Source organism: Protofrankia sp. CiP1_Cm_nod3 (genome assembly GCF_982290655.1).
The window spans coordinates 1-16,033 of record NZ_CEVIVD010000013.1 but is presented as its reverse complement, the minus strand read 5'-3'; the positions used below and the strand labels follow the sequence as shown (position 1 = coordinate 16,033).

The following is a 16,033-nucleotide window of genomic DNA, read 5'->3' as shown; positions in this document are numbered from 1 at the left end:
CCCGGGCCGCACCCGGGCCGCACCCGGGCCGCGGGCGGGCACGGGCGGGCACGGGCCCGGCGAAGGACACGGGTGAAGGACATATCGGTGGATATCGCGCCCGCTGCCTGTTCGTCGACCGGAACGGCCGGGGCCGGCCGGGTACGGTCGTTGATGTGACGCCGCAGGAGACTCCATCGTGGGACGCCGCGGACGGGCCATGGCGCTGCCGCCTGCACGTGGTGAGCGGCAAGGGCGGCACCGGCAAGACGACCGTCGCCGGTGCGCTCGCGGTGGCACTGGCCACCGGTGGCAGGCGCGTCCTGCTCACCGAGGTCGAGGGACGCCAGCAGATCGCCCAGCTCTTCGACACCCCGCCGCTGCCCTACGCGGAACGCAAGGTCGCGAGCGCTCCCGGTGGCGGCGAGGTCTTCGCGCTCGCCATCGACGCGGAGGAGGCGCTGCTGGAGTACCTGGAGATGTTCTACAACCTCCGCCGCGCGGGCCGGGCGCTGGAGCGGATCGGCGCCGTCGACTTCGCCACCACGATCGCGCCGGGCGTCCGTGACGTCCTGCTCACCGGCAAGGTGAAGGAGGCGGTCAACCGCCCGGACGCGGCCCGCCCCGGGGGCAGGGCCTACGACGCGGTGGTTCTCGACGCGCCGCCGACCGGGCGGGTCACCCGGTTCCTCAACGTCAGCGCCGAGGTCGCCGGGCTGGCCAGGGTGGGCCCGGTCCGCGCCCAGGCCGACAGCGTGATGGCGGTGATGCGCTCCGAGCAGACAGCCGTGCACCTGGTCACCCTCCTGGAGGAGATGCCGGTCCAGGAGACCGTGGACGGCGTCGCCGAGCTGCGTGCCGCCGGGCTGCGGGTCGGCGGTGTGATCGTGAACATGGTCCGGACGCCGTTGCTCGTCGACGAGGAGCTCAAGCGGGCCGGCGCGGGCCGGCTGGACGTCGAGGAGCTGGCCGCGGGCGTGAAGGCGGCCGGCATCGTCCCCGCTGCCGCGCTGGTGGACGCGCTGGTGGCGGAGGCGGCCCAGCATGCCCACCGGGTGGCCCTGGAGCGGGCCGAACGCGGCGAGATCGAGGCGTTGGGACGTCCTGTGTACGAACTGCCCCTGGTCGCCGACGGCGTGGACGTCGGCGTGATCTACCGGTTCGCGGAGTTGTTGCGGATGCAACGGATGGTCGGATGAGCAACGGTCGGACGAGCGGGCTCGCGGCTGTGGGGACGCGGCTGCCCCCGGCAACGCCCGCGTCCAGGGTGCCCGCGTCCATGGCGCCGGCGTCCGCGGTGCCGGTGCTGGACGTCGACGCCATGCTCGACAGCGAGAAGATCATCGTGTGCTGCGGGTCGGGCGGGGTCGGGAAGACCACGGTCGCCGCCGCGCTCGCGCTGCGCGCGGCCGAGCGGGGCCGCCGGACGGTCGTCCTCACGATCGACCCGGCCCGCCGGCTGGCCCAGTCCATGGGCCTGACCGAGCTGGACAACAACCCCCGGGAGGTCGTGGGGGTGGACCGCTCCGCGGGTGGCCATCTCGACGCGATGATGCTCGACATGAAGCGGACGTTCGACGAGATCGTCCTCGTGCACGCGACCCCGGAGCGCGCCCAGCAGTTACTCGACAACCCCTTCTACCAGTCGCTGTCGTCGTCCTTCGCCGGTACCCAGGAGTACATGGCGATGGAGAAGCTCGGCCAGCTGGACGCGACGGGCGAGTGGGACCTCATCGTCGTCGACACCCCGCCGACCCGGTCGGCCCTGGACTTCCTGGACGCGCCCAACCGCCTGAGCGCCTTTCTCGACGGCCGGCTGCTGCGGCTGCTGCTCGCCCCGGCGAAGGCCGGCGGGAAGATGTACCTGAAGGTCGTAGGCGTCGGGCTGGGTGTGTTCAGCAGGGTGTTGACGAAGATCGTCGGCGCGCAGCTGCTCGCCGACCTCAGCCAGTTCGTGGCCGCCCTGGAGACGATGTTCGGAGGGTTCCGGCAGCGCGCCGACCAGACGTACCAGCTGCTGGGCGCGCCCGGGACGTCCTTTGTCGTGGTGGCGGCGCCGGAGGCCGCGGCGCTGCGGGAGGCGTCGTACTTCGTCGACCGTCTCGACGCGGACGGGATGCCGTTGGCGGGCCTCGTCGTCAACCGGGTCCACCCGGTCGGGCCGCCCGCCCGCGGGCTGACCGTGGAACGCAGCCTGGCGGCGGCCGAGACGCTCGGTGAGCACGCCGAACATCCGCTGGCGGCGGCGGTGCTGCGCATCCACGCGGAACGGGTGCGGCTGGCCACCCGGGAGCAGCGCCTGCGGGACCGCTTCACCAGCGCGCATCCCGACACGCCCCTGGTCGAGGTCGACGCGTTCGCCGGCGACGTTCACGACCTCGACGGCCTGCGCGCTGTCGGCGCCGTACTTGCCGGTGACAGTCCGCCCGGTTTCCCCGACCTTCCCGGCCTCCCCGAGCAGGCCCACGACGTCGCCCCGGGGCAGACCAGCTAGCGCGAACCGAAGAGGGTGGCGGCCGAATGGGGTGGTGACGTGGTTCTCGTCCCCTGTCACCCCGCGTCCGCCGCGCCGTGGCTGCGTTCGCCGACGCCGTCTCCCGCCTGGCGTTGGTGGGGCTGTCGGCGACCGGCCGGTTTCATGAGGACTGTGGGGGCGCAGGGCAGCGGTGTCGCCTGCCCCGCCGGGTGGATCTCAACCGGCGGGGACTACGGAACGTCACAGGCGCGCGGGCGGCGGTGTCGCGTGTCCCGCGGGGGCTGTCGGCTGGTCGAGCCCGCGGGTGCGCGAACGGTTGTGATCGCGCACCCGTCGAGCGGATCGGGCATCTGAGTCCGTCCGGTCGTCCTTGCTCGTCCGGCTAGCCCGGATCATCGCTGGCAGCGACGCCGTCGTCGAGCGGTTGTCCCGTTAGTGACGTTGATGTCCGCAATGCCCCATAGACGTGTGATGATGAGCCGCGCTGGGGAGCCGGACAGCGAGTTCGTCAACGAAAAACCAACAGGACGCCAGTAGGTGACCAGTAGGGGACGAGGTGCGGACGGTCCTAACCGGCGGAGGCGGTGCCGTGGTGGGCGCGCGCGTCCGCGAGCAGCTTCCGCCACGATGTGACGTCCGGTCGCCGGCGCAGCAGTGCCCGGCGTTCCCGTTCGGTCATACCGCCCCAGACTCCGAACTCCACTCGGTTGTCAAGGGCGTCAGCGAGGCACTCGGTGCGGACGAGGCATCCGAAGCACCGGGTCTTCACCCGGTTCTGTGCCGCTCCCTGGACGAAGAGGTCGTCCGGGTCCAGGTCGCGACAGGCCGCGTTCGCGGTCCAGTCGCCGTCGACGGTCGAGCCGATCAACTGTGTCGAGCTGGCACGTCGGGCGGCACTGGTGCGGGTCGCCAGGCTGCTGGTCATGCCACCTGCCTTTCTTCTCGAGACCGGGTCAGGGGGCCCGTGCGGGTGGTGACGTGGCTTCGCCCGAAACCGTATGGAGCGTCTCCGCCACGGCACAGACCCCACACGGGTGGTTGTCTAAATGACCCGTCCGGGCCATTGATCCGAATGACGAGAGAGGCGCTATCTGTAACCAGATCATGTCGTGTGCGTGACATTCATATGTCCGTTCCGTGCGGTCGTACGCTGGTGCGGGAAGCGCGGCTGAGCGGCCGTGCGAGGGGGCCGTTTGGAGGTTCCCGGACGTGACCAGCGCGACAGGCCCAGGCCGCGAGGGCCTGTGGCCGCCCGCCGGTTCCGACCGGGCCGGCTACGGCAGAGGGGTCGCGTCGGGTGCCGGCCTGATGCCGGACGGTCCACGTCGCGGCCGTCCGCGCGTGTGGACGGTGGTCGAGCGGGCCGGGCAGGCCATGATCCTCAGCGGGCTCGCGGGTGTCCTGCTCGCGCTGGTGATGTTGCCGGTCGTGGCGCTGGCGGGCCTGACGGTGAAGGGCGGCGCCGACGCCTTCCTGGACCTGCCGGCGAACCTCGCCGTCCCGCCACTGCCGCAGGCGTCCCGCATCCTGGACGCCAGGGGTAATGTCATCGGATATCTGCGAGGTGAGCAGGACCGGCAGATCGTCCCCCTCGACCGCATTCCGGCGGTACTGCGCCAGGCGGTCATAGACATCGAGGACTCCCGCTTCTACGAGCACACCGGCCTCGACTACCGGGGGCTGCTGCGGGCCTATGTCTCCAACCAGGAGTCCGGGGCGGTCACGCAAGGCGGGTCCACTCTCACTCAGCAGTACGTGAAGAACGTCCTCCTGCAGGCCGCGACCTCCAAGGAGGAAAAAGACGCCGCGACCGAGCAGACCGTCAGACGTAAACTCCGGGAAGCACGCTACGCACTTTACCTCGAGGAGCACCTGAGCAAGGACCAGATTCTTGAAAGGTATCTGAACATAGCCTACTTCGGGGACGGCGCCTACGGCGTGGAAACCGCGGCGAAACACTATTTCAACGTCGAGGCCGACCAGCTCACCCTCCCGCAGGCGGCGATGCTGGCAGGTCTGGTCAAGAACCCGACCGCCTACAACCCGGTGCTGCACCCGCAGGCGGCGATGTCGCGACGGGACGTCGTCCTGGAGCGTATGCACGAACTCGGCCACGTCAGCGATGAGCAGTTGCGACAGATTCGGGGGGCCCCGGTGGTGCTCAACCGTCCACCGCAGGCGGCAGACCCCTGCCAGCTGTCGTCGGTGCCGTTCTTCTGCGCCTACGTCCGCCGCGCGCTGCTTGCCGACGAGCGCTTCGGGGCGACCCAGACGGACCGGGAGCGGCTGCTGTTCGAGGGCGGCCTGACGATCCGCACCACGCTCGACCCGGTCGCCCAGGCCGCCGCGCAGAACGCGGCGAACACCGTCGTGCCGCCCGGAAACCGGGTGGCGGCGGGAGTGGTGACGCTCCAGCCGGGCACCGGGAACGTGCTGGCGCTGGCGGTGAACCGGGAGTACGGCCCGTCCGCGGACGGCCAGCCGCCGGAGCGGACCACCGACTTCGTGCACACCAAGCAGATAATCCCGCTGGAGCAGGCCTCGTTCTCCCCGGGATCCACCTTCAAGGTCTTCACCCTTGCCGCGGCCCTGGAAAAGGGGCTGCCGCTGAACACCACGTACTATTCCCCGGCCTGCTACCACTCGGATGTCTTCCACAATCCGGACACCGACGACAACGGGCGCCAGAGCCAGGGGGACTGCTACGGCAACGCCGACCCGAACGAGGCCGGCTTATATTCCATGACCACGGCGACCTGGGACTCGGTCAACACCTACTACATCCAGCTCGCGGAGAAGGTCGGGCTGCGCAGCACCGCCGAGATGGCACGCCGGCTGGGGGTGACCTCCTGCCGGGTGCAGGACCAGTCCGCGTCCCTGCGCTGCCCCGGCGGCGGCATCGGGCCGGTCGACGGAGCGGCCGTGCTCGGCACCAACGAGATCTCCACCATGGATCTGGTGACCGCCTACGCCACGCTGGCCAACCACGGTGTCCGGTGCGATCCGCGGCCCTTCGAGTCGATCACCCAGCGGGTCGGCAGCACCGACCGGCCGGTGCCCTACACCGCGCCCGGGCCGTGCCGCCAGGTGCTCAGGACAGAGATCGCGGACACGGTCACCTCGGTCCTCGAAGGCGTCATCCTGTACGGGACCGGGGCCCCCAACGCGCAGATCGGCCGGCCGGCCGCGGGCAAGACCGGCACCGCCGAAGGCTTCAGCACCGCGTCGTTCGCCGGTTACATCCCCCAGCTGGCCACCGCCGTGACCGTCGCCGACCCGCGCTCACCCACGACGTATCCGCTGCGTAACGTCCTCGGTCATCCGGTCGTCTACGGTGGCGGCCTGCCCGCCCAGGTGTGGGCGAGGACGATGCGTGGCACCGTCGACGGGCTCGGGCTGCCGGTCGCGCCGATGCCCTCCCCGGACGCCACCCAGCCCCACCCGGCGAAGAAGACGCTGCCGGACGTCGTCGGCCTGGACCTGTCCCTGGCACAGCAGCAGCTGACCTCCCAGGGCTTCCGGGTGACGGTGCAGGAGATCTGGAGCCCGTTCTCGAAGGGGACGGTGCTGGCGATGAATCCCGGCGGCAATCAGGAGGTGGACGAGGGCTCGGAGGTCGTGCTGATGGTCTCCCAGGGCTTCGTCCTGCGCTCCTTCCGAACCGACGCCGGGGGAGCCCCGGCCCGGCTCGACAGCGGGAGGACCTCCGTTCGCCCCGGTCCCGCCACCGCGGGATCCAGGCGTGCCCGGGGCGACGGCAGGGCTGGCGCGGGCTGACGGGCCCTGCCGGCCGCTGGCGGATCGTCCCGTCCGCCCTCTCCTGCCCGGGAGCCGCCCTCTCCTGCCCGGGGGCCGGTCGGCCCTGACCGGGGGCCGGTCGGCCCTGACCGGGGGCCGGTCGGCCGTGTCCCACCAGGGCCGTACGCCGCCCGGCCGGTGTCCGGACGGGCCGCGCCCACCTGCCGCTGACGGGGGATCCGCTGGCCCGCGGTGGCCAGTTCGTCAGCGGCAGGTACCGGATGCCGCCGCCAGCGGTGCCCAGCTCACGTTCCGCTCACGTCCAGCTCGCGTCCGGCTCACGGGCTAGGCGGGCGGCGACGCGGCCAGCCGGGCACGGACCAGGGCGGAGACGCGGGCCCCGTCCGCACGCCCGGCCACCTCGGGCTGGACCGCCTTCATCGCGGCGCCCATGGCCTTCGGCCCGGCCAGGCCGTGTTCGGCGACCACCCTGTCGATGATCGCGGCGAGTTCGTCGTCGCCAAGCTGCTGAGGGAGGTAGGCGGCCAGGATCCCACCCTCGTCGTTTTCCTTGCTGGCCTGTTCCGCGCGGCCCGCCGCGGTGAAGGCCTCGGCGGCCTCCCGCCGTTTGCGGACCTCCCGGGTGAGTACCTTCTGCACCTCGGCGTCGGACAGCTCGCGAACGCTCCTGCCGGCGACCTCCTCGTCCTTCAGCGCCGCCAGGGCCATCCGCAGGGTGGACGTCCGCAGCGCGTCCCGCGCCTTCATCGCCGTGGTGAGATCCGCCCGCAGACGATCCTTCAGTTCGCTCACACAGATGACCTTAGTGGTCGGCGCCGGACGCCCGTCGCATCGGCGGATCGCCGAGAAGCCGGCGCCGGAGCCGCTGGCGGCGGCCTGCCCTGGGAGCGATCAACAGCTACTGGCGGGTGGGCTGCCCGCGAGCGCGGCCCGCAGCAGGGCGAGGGCCGACCAGCGCAGGGTCTCGGCGGCCTCGTCGCGGGAGAGACCAGCGACGTCGGTGAGCCAGATCAGTGCCTCGATACCGGCGGCGGAGCGGATCGTGACGGCCAGCCGGTGCGGGTCGAGGTCGGGGTGGGTCTCCCGCAGAGGTGCCAGGGCGCGTTCGATCCAGCCGATGGCACGCCCCTGGCGCAGCACCGGCGGCTGGGCATCGGCAGCAGCGTCCAGTGACAGCCGCAGGGCGGCGCGTAGCTGCGGTTCCCAGTCGAGGGTGATGCGCAGGTGGGCCCGCATCACCAGGTCCAGCCGGGCCAGCGGGTCGCTCGGTGCGTCGTCGGGCAGCAGGGACTCGTGCTGGATCTCCGGGTGGGCGGCGAGCAGCAGGGCGCGCTGGTTGGGGAAGTAGCGGTACGCGGTCGTCCGGGAGATCCCGGCCGCCGCGGCGGCGTCTTCGACGCCTGGGGTCACCCCTTCGGCGAGCAGCCTGCGGGTGGCCGTGACCAGCGCGTCGCGGGTACGGGCCTTCTGCTGGCGGCGTCCCGTCAGCTCATATGGAACCGACATCTCCATCATAGTACTTTCATCCCATGGAATATGGGTCCCATGTTGGACATGTGAATCCCATGATGATGGGACGGATCATGATGGTGAGGCAGGTGAGGTGGCCATGTGCCTGGATCCGGCGGTGACGGACCCCGACCTCTACAAGGTGATCTTTGAGAACGACCGGGTCCGGATCCTGGAGTACCGGGACCGGCCCGGTGACAGGACCAGCCCCCACGAGCACCCCGACAGCGTCATGGTCACCCTGACCTCGTTCCGGCGCAGGATCAGCGCCGGTGGCCGGCAGGCCGAGGTCGATCTCCCCGCCGGGCAGGCGCGCTGGCTCGACGCCCAACGGCACAGCGGCGAGAACACAGGCGGCACCGACACGCACTCGATCTTCATCGAGCTGAAGGAGCCCAGGCCCGCGGGTTTGCCCGCCCCCGCCGACGCCCTCGGCCCCAGCGGCGGCTGACCCGGCCATCGCACCGCCCTCCACGGCCGTTGCGGCCACGTCCACCCACGTACCGGTCGGCTGCCGGACCAGCTCTGGCCTCGGCGGGCGCCGACGGCCGGCCCGGCAGGTGCCGGCGGCGGATGTCCGGTCGGTCACGGCGTACGCGACGCGCCCCGCGAGCCGCCCATCACAGCGCAACCTGAGCCACACTTGTCCGATGACGAGTGGGCGACGGTTGAAACGGTCACCTTCAGGGGCGCGGGGGCGCACTGTCGGTCGGACGGCCACCGGGCTCGGAGCGGCAGGTGCCCTTGCCCTGGCATATGCCGCTGGCTACGAGCGCACCGCCTACACCCTGCGTCGGGTGGTGCTGCCGATGCTCGCGCGGGACGCACCGCCACTGCGTATCCTGCACATCTCCGACCTGCACATCACCCCGAACCAGAAGCGCAAGCTGGAGTGGATCGGGGATCTCGCCCGCCTGGTGCCCGACCTGGTGGTGCTGACCGGTGACGTCCTGGCGCATCCGGACGCCGACGAGCCGACGCTGCTGGCGCTGTCGTCCCTGTCCGGCTTCCCCGGGGTGTTCGTGCCGGGCAACAACGACTACTACGCGCCGACGTTGAAGAGCCCGCACCGCTACCTGCTGCCCAAGGACGTCTCCACCCCGAAGGGCACCCCGCTGGACTGGGCCGGCTTCGCCAAGAGCCTGACCGCCGACAGCGGCTGGCTGGACCTGACCAACAGCCGGACGACGCTGCGCGCCGGTGGGCTGCGGATCGACGTCCGCGGCGTCGACGACGCCAGGCTCGGGCGGGACGATCTCTCCGCGGTGCTCGGCCCGCGCGACGACGGCGACGTCGATCTGGTGCTGGGGCTGTCACACACCCCGGAGCCCCGGGTGCTGGACGCCTACACCGCGGACGGGGTGGCGCTGACGCTCTCCGGCCACACACACGGCGGGCAGATCCGGGTGCCGTTCGTCGGGGCGCTGGTCGCCAACTGTGGCCTCGACCGTGGCCGGGTCCGCGGGCTGTCCCGTTACGAGGCCGGCGGGCGTTCGTCGTGGCTGCACGTCTCCGCGGGCCTCGGGACGTCCCCGTTCGCGCCGGTCCGGTTCGCCTGCCGGCCGGAGGCCACCCTGATCACCCTCGCGCCGGCCGCGTGGACCTGACGCCCCGCGCGGACCCGGCGCCGTGGCCCGTGGGGGTGAGCGTGGCCCGTGGTGGAGGTGGGCGCTGTCGCGGCCTTCGTGCCGCTGCCGGGGGCTGGAGCCGCTCCCCGCGAACCTGTCCGGCCACCCCGTGCCGAGGATGGCCGGCGGATCAGGTAGACTTCGTGGTGGTCACGGGGTGTGGCGCAGCTTGGTAGCGCGCTTCGTTCGGGACGAAGAGGTCGTGGGTTCGAATCCCGCCACCCCGACCACGCAGGCCCTGTGATCCTTTTTTGGATCATGGGGCCTGAGTTCTTTGCGCTCTTCGGTCTTCCCGTTTCCTCCCAACGGCAGGCCGCCGTCGCGGGAAGGGAGACGAAACGGAATCGCGGGTGGCGCGCTTCGAGGCGTTGCTGACGTCCAGCGGGAGCGAACTGCTCGATCGCCTCGCCAGCGAAGCCGGTGCGGGCGGCGGCATCGGCGGAGGCGGGGGAGCCAGGGGAACGGCCGGCCCGCGGCAGGCGCTGCGCCTCGGGACGCGGCTGCGTGTCGACTATCCGACGGATCTCGTGGTCGACGCGCTGGGCCAGCACGAGCTGCGGACGGCGGCCGGGGCGAAGTTCAGCCGGGCGATGGAGATGTTCTTCACCCGCGCCGGCCTGGAACAGGCGTCGCCGCAGGTCGTGGCCGAGCACACCGCTTCGCGGTACGCGGCCGGGGATACCGTCGCCGACCTGTGCTGCGGTATCGGCGGGGACATGCTCGCGCTCGCCGGGCACCACCGGGTGATCGCCGTGGACGTCGACCCGCTCCATCTGCGTGTCGCGCGGGCCAACGCGGACGTCCTGGGCGTCGGGGGCAGCGTGACGACCGTTCTCTCCGACGTCCGCGACGTCGATCTGGCGGGGGCGGACGCGGTGTTCGTCGACCCGGCCCGGCGCGCCGGTCAGCGGCGGCTGCGCACCGGTGACAGCGAGCCACCGCTGGCCTGGTGCCTGGAGCTCGCCGGACGGGTCGCGAAGGTGGGGATCAAGGCCGCTCCCGGGCTTCCGCGGGAGGCCGTGCCCGCCGGCTGGGAGCTGGAGTTCATCGCCGTGGGCAGGGACCTCAAGGAGGCGGTGGCCTGGTCCCCGGCGCTGGCCACCACGGGCACCCGCGCGACCCTCCTGCCCGGCGGGCACACGCTCACCCCCGCGCCGGCGGGCTACGGGGCGCCCGCGGTGCCGGTGCGGGCGCCGGGTGAATACCTCCTCGACCCGAACCCGGCTGTCACCCGTGCCGGGCTCGTCGCGGAGCTGGCCCGGGAACTTGGCGCCTGGAAGATCGACGAAAGAATCGCCTTCCTGTCGGCGGACGCACCGATACGCACGCCGTTCGGCCGTCCGCTGCGCGTCATCGACTCCGCGCCGTGGAACCAGAAGCAGCTGCCCGCCCGCCTGCGCGCGCTGGACATCGGATCGGTCGACATCCGGCGGCGCGGCCTGGCGGGTGACGTCGACGAGCTGCGTAAACGCCTGAAGCTCTCCGGTACCCGCCGGGCCACCCTCGTCATGACCCGTGTCGACAACCGCCCCTGGGGCCTGACCTGCCTCACCGACGAGTGACGGCCCGCGATACCGCGTCCCGAGCACACCCCGCCCGGCCAGGGGCTGGCCAGAGCGGAACCGGCCAGAACGTGATCAGCCAGGCCGTGATCAGCCGGCCTGGCCGAGGATGGCCGCGGCCGAGCCCCGGTATCCGGGACATCCGGCCAACATTCTGTTGATCTTCATGCCGTGCGGCTCGGGCCGCCCGTTCCAGAAGTCGGTCGATGCGCCCCGCGGCCTTATGTCATGCCTGTCAGCTTCATCACCTTTCTCCCTTGACAAGGGCTTTCAGTAGGTATTCATCAGTACGACCCGTGGGGAGAAGTCCTCGACAGGCACGCCCGCCGGGGGCGGCGGGCCATGGTCCGCCGGATCCTGCTGGCTGTCACGGTGGTTCTCGTCGCGGCCTTCTGCGTGGGCGTGCTGTTCGGCCTGCCGCTGTTGCACCGGATACGGGACGATCGGAACGCGGCGTCACCGACCGCCGCGGATCCTTTTGCTGGCACCCCGGCCGCGAGTTTCGCCGCCGGCGCGGACGGGCTTGTCCTGCCCGCCGCGGCCGACACCGGCTCCTTCACCGCGGCCGAGGTCGAGACGGCCCTGCAACAGGCGAAGAAGCTCCTGGTCGCCGCCTACCTGGATCCCCGGGTGTTCGGCGGTGACCTCGGTCCGGTGTACGCGACCATGAACAACGGACTACGGCAGTCCATCCAGGAGACGGCCGCCGATCCGTCGAAAAACGACGAGATTCTTTTCCCTGCCGCGCGTTTCGCGCCGGGTGTGACGTTGGCGGCCCCTGACGCCCGGGCGAAGGGGAGTATCACCTACGCTCCTGGTGAAAAGCCGGGGACGCTGGTGGTCACGGCGAACCACGTGTATGTGTATCCGCTGCGCCGTGATTCCTTCCGGGCGCTGCTCACGGTGCATCGTGATCTTGATATCACCTTCTACCGGCCGGGAACGGCACCGGCAGGCCGGGATGGAATAAGCGGTATCGGTGGCAGGGGCGCCCTGTACTGGGATTTCGACTGCGAAGCCATGAAAAAGGGGCTGCTTGCCCCGGGCCGGCCGCTCGGTTACGCCGACACCGAACCCGGCCAGCCGGCATACCACGAAAGATTCGACCCGGCCACCGCCATCGTGGGGAAGGATATCTGCGGGCCGGGCTGACGGTGCCGCCCCGCCGGCCTGGTCCGGCGGGGCGGGCCGCGTTGGCTGGACGCGGGGCCGACGGCGTTCCGATGGTTCCTATGGCTTTCTGGCGAGGCCGGCCCAGACGGGCATGGGGGTGGTGTCGGCTCCGGGCTCGGGCCGCCACCGGGTGGTCGGGACCACGCCTGGCGCCAGCAGTTCCAGGCCGTCGAAGAACCGCAGGACCTGCTCGTGCGCGCGGAAAGTGACTTTCTCGGCCATCGAGGTGTTCATACGTGTCGAGGCCTTGCGCATCCCATCGGAGATGATGTCGCTGGCGGGATGGGAGAACACCAGGTAGCTGCCGGCGGGGATGGCGTCCACCAGGGTGGCGACGATGCCGTACGGGTCGTCCTCGTCGCGGACGCAGTGCAGGATCGCGATCAGCATGAGTGCCACCGGTTTGGTGAAGTCCAGGATGGCCGCGGCTTTTGTCAGGATCGTGCCGGGGTCGCGCAGGTCGGCCTCGAGGTAGGTGGTCGCGCCCTGGGGGGAACTGGTCAGGAGTGCTTTGGCATGGACGAGGACGATGGGATCGTTGTCGACGTAGACGACGCGTGCGGCGGGGGCAGCCCGTTGGGCGATTTCGTGGGTGTTGTTGGCGGACGGTAGGCCGGTGCCGATGTCGAGGAACTGGCGGATGCCGGCCTCGGCGGCCAGATGGTGTACGGCGCGGCCCAGGAAGGCGCGGTTCGCCAGCACGCTCACAGAAGTGATGGGCACGGCCTCCAGCACTTCTTCGGCCACCTTGCGGTCGGCGGCATAGTTGTTCCTGCCGCCGAGCCAGTAGTCGTAGATCCGGGCGATGTGCGGCACGTCCGGGTTGAGGCTGGCTGGTGGCTGTTCCTCGTCCGCTGCGTCAAGTCCCATGTCAGATCCTTCCGTCCGGCGTCCGCTGCACGCCGGGTCTCAGCTCAGGAAATTCTAGTACCTCTCTACCGAATTCCGGGAAAGTTCGGAGACATCCGGATACATCAGTACACAGCGGCATATCGACGACCGGCTGCCGCGGTGCCGGCTGGTCGGTCGGCCGTGGCTGCGGTCGGCGATCGCGGTCCGTGATGTCAGATCCGCAATATTTACTGAAGGTGACCGATACGCCGGCCGGTTCCACCGGGCGACCGCATCAGATCTCATTGATGATCTTATTGATCGCGCTGGCGGCGCGTTCCGGTGGCACGCTGTCGACGCACAGGCGGTTCATCGCGGCCAGATAGCGGTCCACGTCCTCCAGCTTGTCCAGGTAGGCGGCGCCGGCAAGCTGCTCGAGGTAGACCACATAGGGCAGGTCCGCCTCGGGGAACTGCAGGATGCTGAACGCGCCACCTTCGGCGACGTGGCCGCCGAAGCTGAAGGGCATGACCTGGAGCGTGACGTTCGGCTGCTCGGTCAGGGCGATCAGGTGCTCAAGCTGGGCGCGCATCACCTTGGTTCCGCCGATCGAGCGGCGCAGGGCGGCCTCGTCCAGCACCATCCACAGGTGTGGAGGGCTCGGGCGGGCCAGGATGTGCTGCCGCTGCATCCGGACGTTCACCCGGCGTTCGACGTCCTCCCGCGGGGAGCCCCGGCCGCCCTGAGCGATGACGGCGCGGGCGTAGTCCTCGGTCTGCAGCAGGCCCGGGACGAACTGGACCTCGTAGGACCGGATCAGCGTCGCCGACTCCTCCAGCCCGATGTACGGCTGGAACCAGCCCGGCAGGACATCGCCGTAGTTCTGCCACCAGCTCGGCTGGTTGGCGTCCCGGGCCAGGGACAGCAACGGCTCCCGTTCGGCTTCGGCCGTGACACCGTAGAGGGTGAGCAGATCGGCGACGTCGCGTTCCTTGAAGCTGACACGGCCGAGTTCCAGACGGCTGATCTTCGATTCGGAAGCCCGGATGCTGTATCCGGCGGCCTCCCGGCTGATGCCCCTGCCTTCACGTAATCGACGGAGCTGGGAGCCCAGGACGATGCGACGCACCGTGGGACCACGGTGTAAGTCACCTGTTGTCACGACGGCTCACCTGTCGTCACGTCCCGGCCCTTTCGCAGGTATAATTCTGATGGCATCCTGGTTGGTATCTTCGGTCACTGGGGGCTTCCCCGGATATGTGCCGGGATTCTATCGTCGTGTGTCACGGGTGCGGTGCGTCGCCCGGAGTTCTGTAGGACACCTATCCCGTTTCACCTGTTTCGCTCGTTTTGTTCACGCCGGCTCCGCCGGCTGTCATGCCCGTTGGACGGCCGGCCGTGCCGCCCGCCTGGTCCTGCCGGCCTGGTCCTGCCGGCCGGTCCCGTCGGCCTGGTCCTGCTGGTCGTCAGGATCGCCGGGCTGGTCGGTCGGCGACCGGATTGTCGCTGGCTGATGACCGCCGTCGCCGGCCGGCCGGGCGGCCGGCGCGGTCGGCCGCACTCACTCGGGCTCCCGGCTAGCGCGGCGGCGTATCCCGGCGGTGATGGCGCCAAGAAAAATCTGCGCGACAAGACCGACCACGACGAGATTGCCGAGCATCTGAATCATGGTGATGATCCGGGCTGTCTGGGTAACGGGAGCGATATCGCCGAAACCGACAGTGGTGAACACGGTGAGTGCGAAATACAGGGCGTCCGTGCGCGTCATCGCCTGGGTGAATGCGCAGGCCTGTTCACGTCCGAGCACGAAGTAGGTTCCCGCGAAGATCAGCAGGAACAGCGGGAGGGACACGGCGAAGGCTTCGGCGGCGCGCAGCCCGGGGTAGGCGGACCGGGCGATACGCCGGATCTGGATGCCGACGATGCCGGCGAACGCCAGCAGGGCGGCGGCCAGCGCGATCCCCAGGCCCGCGTGCACGCCGCCCCCGAGGGACCGTCCGAAGGGAAGCAGGTAGTACAGGAACAGCAGGGCGACGATGCTCAGGGCCGCGCGCACCATGGCGCGCGCGACAAGTACCCGCTGGCCGGGCGGCGGCCGGGTGGCCTCGCGCCGGTGCTTCGGCGGGACGTCACGCGCGTTCTTCGTGATCACGGACTGTCCTGGACGAGGACGGCGCGGCCGGCCGTCATGTCAGGGCCTGGCGGGCAGTGGGTCACAGGCTCCTCCGCGTCCCGGGGATCACGGTCGGCGCTCGGGCCGCCGACCGGCCGCGAATCGCGGGCAGGGCCGGGCCCCACCGGCGGTGGCCCGGCATCGCTCGCGGGGTTGATCGGAATCCGAGCCCCGTAGGCGGCCGGGGCCGCGACAGCTGCGCCTGCCGCGGCCCCGGCCGCCTGCCATGAGCATACGGTCACCAAAAGATCGCATCAGGTGACTGTGAGTCAGCGTGACGTGGGTATGTCAGGCCGTGAAGGTGAGGGAATACCCGCCATCGGACGTACTGGCCTGGCCGGGGGAGCGGCGCACCGCGGGGGACGGGCACCGGCGTGGGCGCGTCGTCGGGCCGGCTCCCCGGAGGAGGGGGAGAGCACCGACGGTGACAGCCAGCACATGCAGGAGCGAGGGGTGGACGACGGGCAACCAGTGGATGCCGTGGTTGTCGCGCCACCCGGCGGCACCGGTCAGCCAGTCCGTCAGCGTCCGTGGCAGCCATCCACCGCCACGGGTGAGGGGCGTCCGCACCCGGATCGAGTGATCGCTGGCACCGCTGTCGGAGATCGTGCCGATGGGCATGCGCGGCGGATGGATGACAGCCGTCCGTGTCGCCGGGCCCTGTCGTGTGGGGCCCTGTCGCGCCGGGTCCGCTCGCGCGGGGCCTCGTGGGGTGAAGCCGCCGCCGCTGGTGGCGGCGTCCGTGGTGGCGCTCGGGTTCGCGGGCCCCTGCCCGGCTGTGGCCACTGGCCGCCCGGCTGTTCCGGCTGTTCCGGCTGTTCCGGCTGGGCCGGCCGGCTTCGATGGTGCGCGCTGGTCGCGGTTCGTCGGCGATCGAGGCCGTGCTGTGGGCCGTGGCCTGGACGTCTGCGACACCGTCTGGGTGGAGGAGGCCCGCGGCGGT

Annotated in this window: 14 protein-coding genes and 1 tRNA gene; 8 read left to right on the top strand and 7 right to left on the bottom strand. The window is 70.8% G+C overall.

The window, feature by feature from the left end; genetic code table 11:
- Nucleotides 1-155: 155 nt before the first annotated feature.
- Together bagA and bagB are read left to right on the top strand one after the other, a co-directional pair.
- On the top strand, nt 156-1,178 hold the full coding sequence (gene bagA / locus AC5LUJ_RS04895) for an ATPase BagA (protein ID WP_250286568.1): 1,023 nt from the start codon (nt 156-158) through the stop codon (nt 1,176-1,178).
- Complete coding sequence (gene bagB, locus AC5LUJ_RS04890; RefSeq protein ID WP_250286564.1) at nt 1,175-2,473, top strand: ArsA family ATPase; 1,299 nt, start codon at nt 1,175-1,177, stop codon at nt 2,471-2,473. Before bagA ends, bagB begins: the two co-directional genes overlap by 4 nt.
- 550 nt (nt 2,474-3,023) lie before the next feature.
- Here bagB and AC5LUJ_RS04885 read toward each other — a convergent pair.
- Nucleotides 3,024-3,380, bottom strand: a complete 357-nt coding sequence (locus AC5LUJ_RS04885) for a WhiB family transcriptional regulator (RefSeq protein WP_131768817.1) — start codon at nt 3,378-3,380, stop codon at nt 3,024-3,026.
- Between the two features lie 284 nt (nt 3,381-3,664).
- On the opposite strand from AC5LUJ_RS04885, the gene AC5LUJ_RS04880 reads away from it, so the two are divergent.
- Complete coding sequence (locus AC5LUJ_RS04880) at nt 3,665-6,232, top strand: transglycosylase domain-containing protein (protein WP_445548576.1); 2,568 nt, start codon at nt 3,665-3,667, stop codon at nt 6,230-6,232.
- A 306-nt stretch (nt 6,233-6,538) separates the two neighbouring features.
- Here the strand turns inward: AC5LUJ_RS04880 and AC5LUJ_RS04875 are convergent, their stop codons facing one another.
- Nucleotides 6,539-7,006 (bottom strand): GatB/YqeY domain-containing protein, encoded by a 468-nt coding sequence (locus AC5LUJ_RS04875; protein ID WP_250286561.1) that lies wholly within the window; start codon nt 7,004-7,006, stop codon nt 6,539-6,541.
- A gap of 99 nt (nt 7,007-7,105) precedes the next feature.
- Nucleotides 7,106-7,729, bottom strand: a complete 624-nt coding sequence (locus tag AC5LUJ_RS04870; protein WP_493464524.1) for a TetR/AcrR family transcriptional regulator — start codon at nt 7,727-7,729, stop codon at nt 7,106-7,108.
- 112 nt (nt 7,730-7,841) lie between these two features.
- Here AC5LUJ_RS04870 and AC5LUJ_RS04865 point away from each other — a divergent pair, with 112 nt between their 5' ends.
- The 5 genes from AC5LUJ_RS04865 to AC5LUJ_RS04845 all read left to right on the top strand — a co-directional run bounded on the left by AC5LUJ_RS04865 (nt 7,842) and on the right by AC5LUJ_RS04845 (nt 12,065).
- Nucleotides 7,842-8,174 carry a cupin domain-containing protein gene (locus AC5LUJ_RS04865; RefSeq protein ID WP_250284436.1) on the top strand — a complete coding sequence of 111 codons (333 nt, stop codon included), beginning with the start codon at nt 7,842-7,844 and terminating at the stop codon, nt 8,172-8,174.
- A gap of 217 nt (nt 8,175-8,391) precedes the next feature.
- The gene (locus AC5LUJ_RS04860) at nt 8,392-9,330 is read left to right on the top strand and encodes a metallophosphoesterase (protein ID WP_250284434.1); all 939 of its coding nucleotides are present in this window, start codon (nt 8,392-8,394) and stop codon (nt 9,328-9,330) included.
- A 174-nt stretch (nt 9,331-9,504) separates the two neighbouring features.
- Nucleotides 9,505-9,581: transfer RNA gene (locus tag AC5LUJ_RS04855), tRNA-Pro, on the top strand.
- 120 nt (nt 9,582-9,701) lie between these two features.
- Nucleotides 9,702-10,913, top strand: coding sequence for a THUMP-like domain-containing protein (locus AC5LUJ_RS04850; RefSeq protein ID WP_250284432.1), 1,212 nt, complete (start codon nt 9,702-9,704; stop codon nt 10,911-10,913).
- Nucleotides 10,914-11,255: 342 nt separating this feature from the next.
- On the top strand, nt 11,256-12,065 hold the full coding sequence (locus AC5LUJ_RS04845) for a hypothetical protein (RefSeq protein ID WP_250284430.1): 810 nt from the start codon (nt 11,256-11,258) through the stop codon (nt 12,063-12,065).
- 78 nt (nt 12,066-12,143) lie between these two features.
- Here the strand turns inward: AC5LUJ_RS04845 and AC5LUJ_RS04840 are convergent, their stop codons facing one another.
- The 4 genes from AC5LUJ_RS04840 to AC5LUJ_RS04825 form a co-directional block, all read right to left on the bottom strand.
- Nucleotides 12,144-12,956, bottom strand: a complete 813-nt coding sequence (locus tag AC5LUJ_RS04840; protein WP_250284428.1) for an SAM-dependent methyltransferase — start codon at nt 12,954-12,956, stop codon at nt 12,144-12,146.
- 256 nt (nt 12,957-13,212) lie between these two features.
- Complete coding sequence (locus tag AC5LUJ_RS04835; protein ID WP_250284426.1) at nt 13,213-14,079, bottom strand: Sco1979 family transcriptional regulator; 867 nt, start codon at nt 14,077-14,079, stop codon at nt 13,213-13,215.
- A 399-nt stretch (nt 14,080-14,478) separates the two neighbouring features.
- Nucleotides 14,479-15,069: a potassium channel family protein gene (locus AC5LUJ_RS04830; RefSeq protein WP_250292829.1), complete on the bottom strand. Its 591-nt coding sequence runs from the start codon at nt 15,067-15,069 to the stop codon at nt 14,479-14,481.
- 309 nt (nt 15,070-15,378) lie between these two features.
- Entirely contained in the window at nt 15,379-15,711 is a 333-nt protein-coding gene (locus AC5LUJ_RS04825; protein WP_493464523.1) for a hypothetical protein, read from the bottom strand.
- Nucleotides 15,712-16,033 lie beyond the last annotated feature (322 nt).

Bases quoted from the DNA above. Each gene is read 5' to 3' on its own strand.
- AC5LUJ_RS04870 (WP_493464524.1), bottom strand. From the start codon at position 7,729: ATGATGGAGATGTCGGTTCCATATGAGCTGACGGGACGCCGCCAGCAG.
- AC5LUJ_RS04825 (WP_493464523.1), bottom strand. From the start codon at position 15,711: ATGCCCATCGGCACGATCTCCGACAGCGGTGCCAGCGATCACTCGATC.
- AC5LUJ_RS04885 (WP_131768817.1), bottom strand. From the start codon at position 3,380: ATGACCAGCAGCCTGGCGACCCGCACCAGTGCCGCCCGACGTGCCAGC.
- AC5LUJ_RS04845 (WP_250284430.1), top strand. From the start codon at position 11,256: ATGGTCCGCCGGATCCTGCTGGCTGTCACGGTGGTTCTCGTCGCGGCC.
- AC5LUJ_RS04840 (WP_250284428.1), bottom strand. From the start codon at position 12,956: ATGGGACTTGACGCAGCGGACGAGGAACAGCCACCAGCCAGCCTCAAC.
- bagB (WP_250286564.1), top strand. From the start codon at position 1,175: ATGAGCAACGGTCGGACGAGCGGGCTCGCGGCTGTGGGGACGCGGCTG.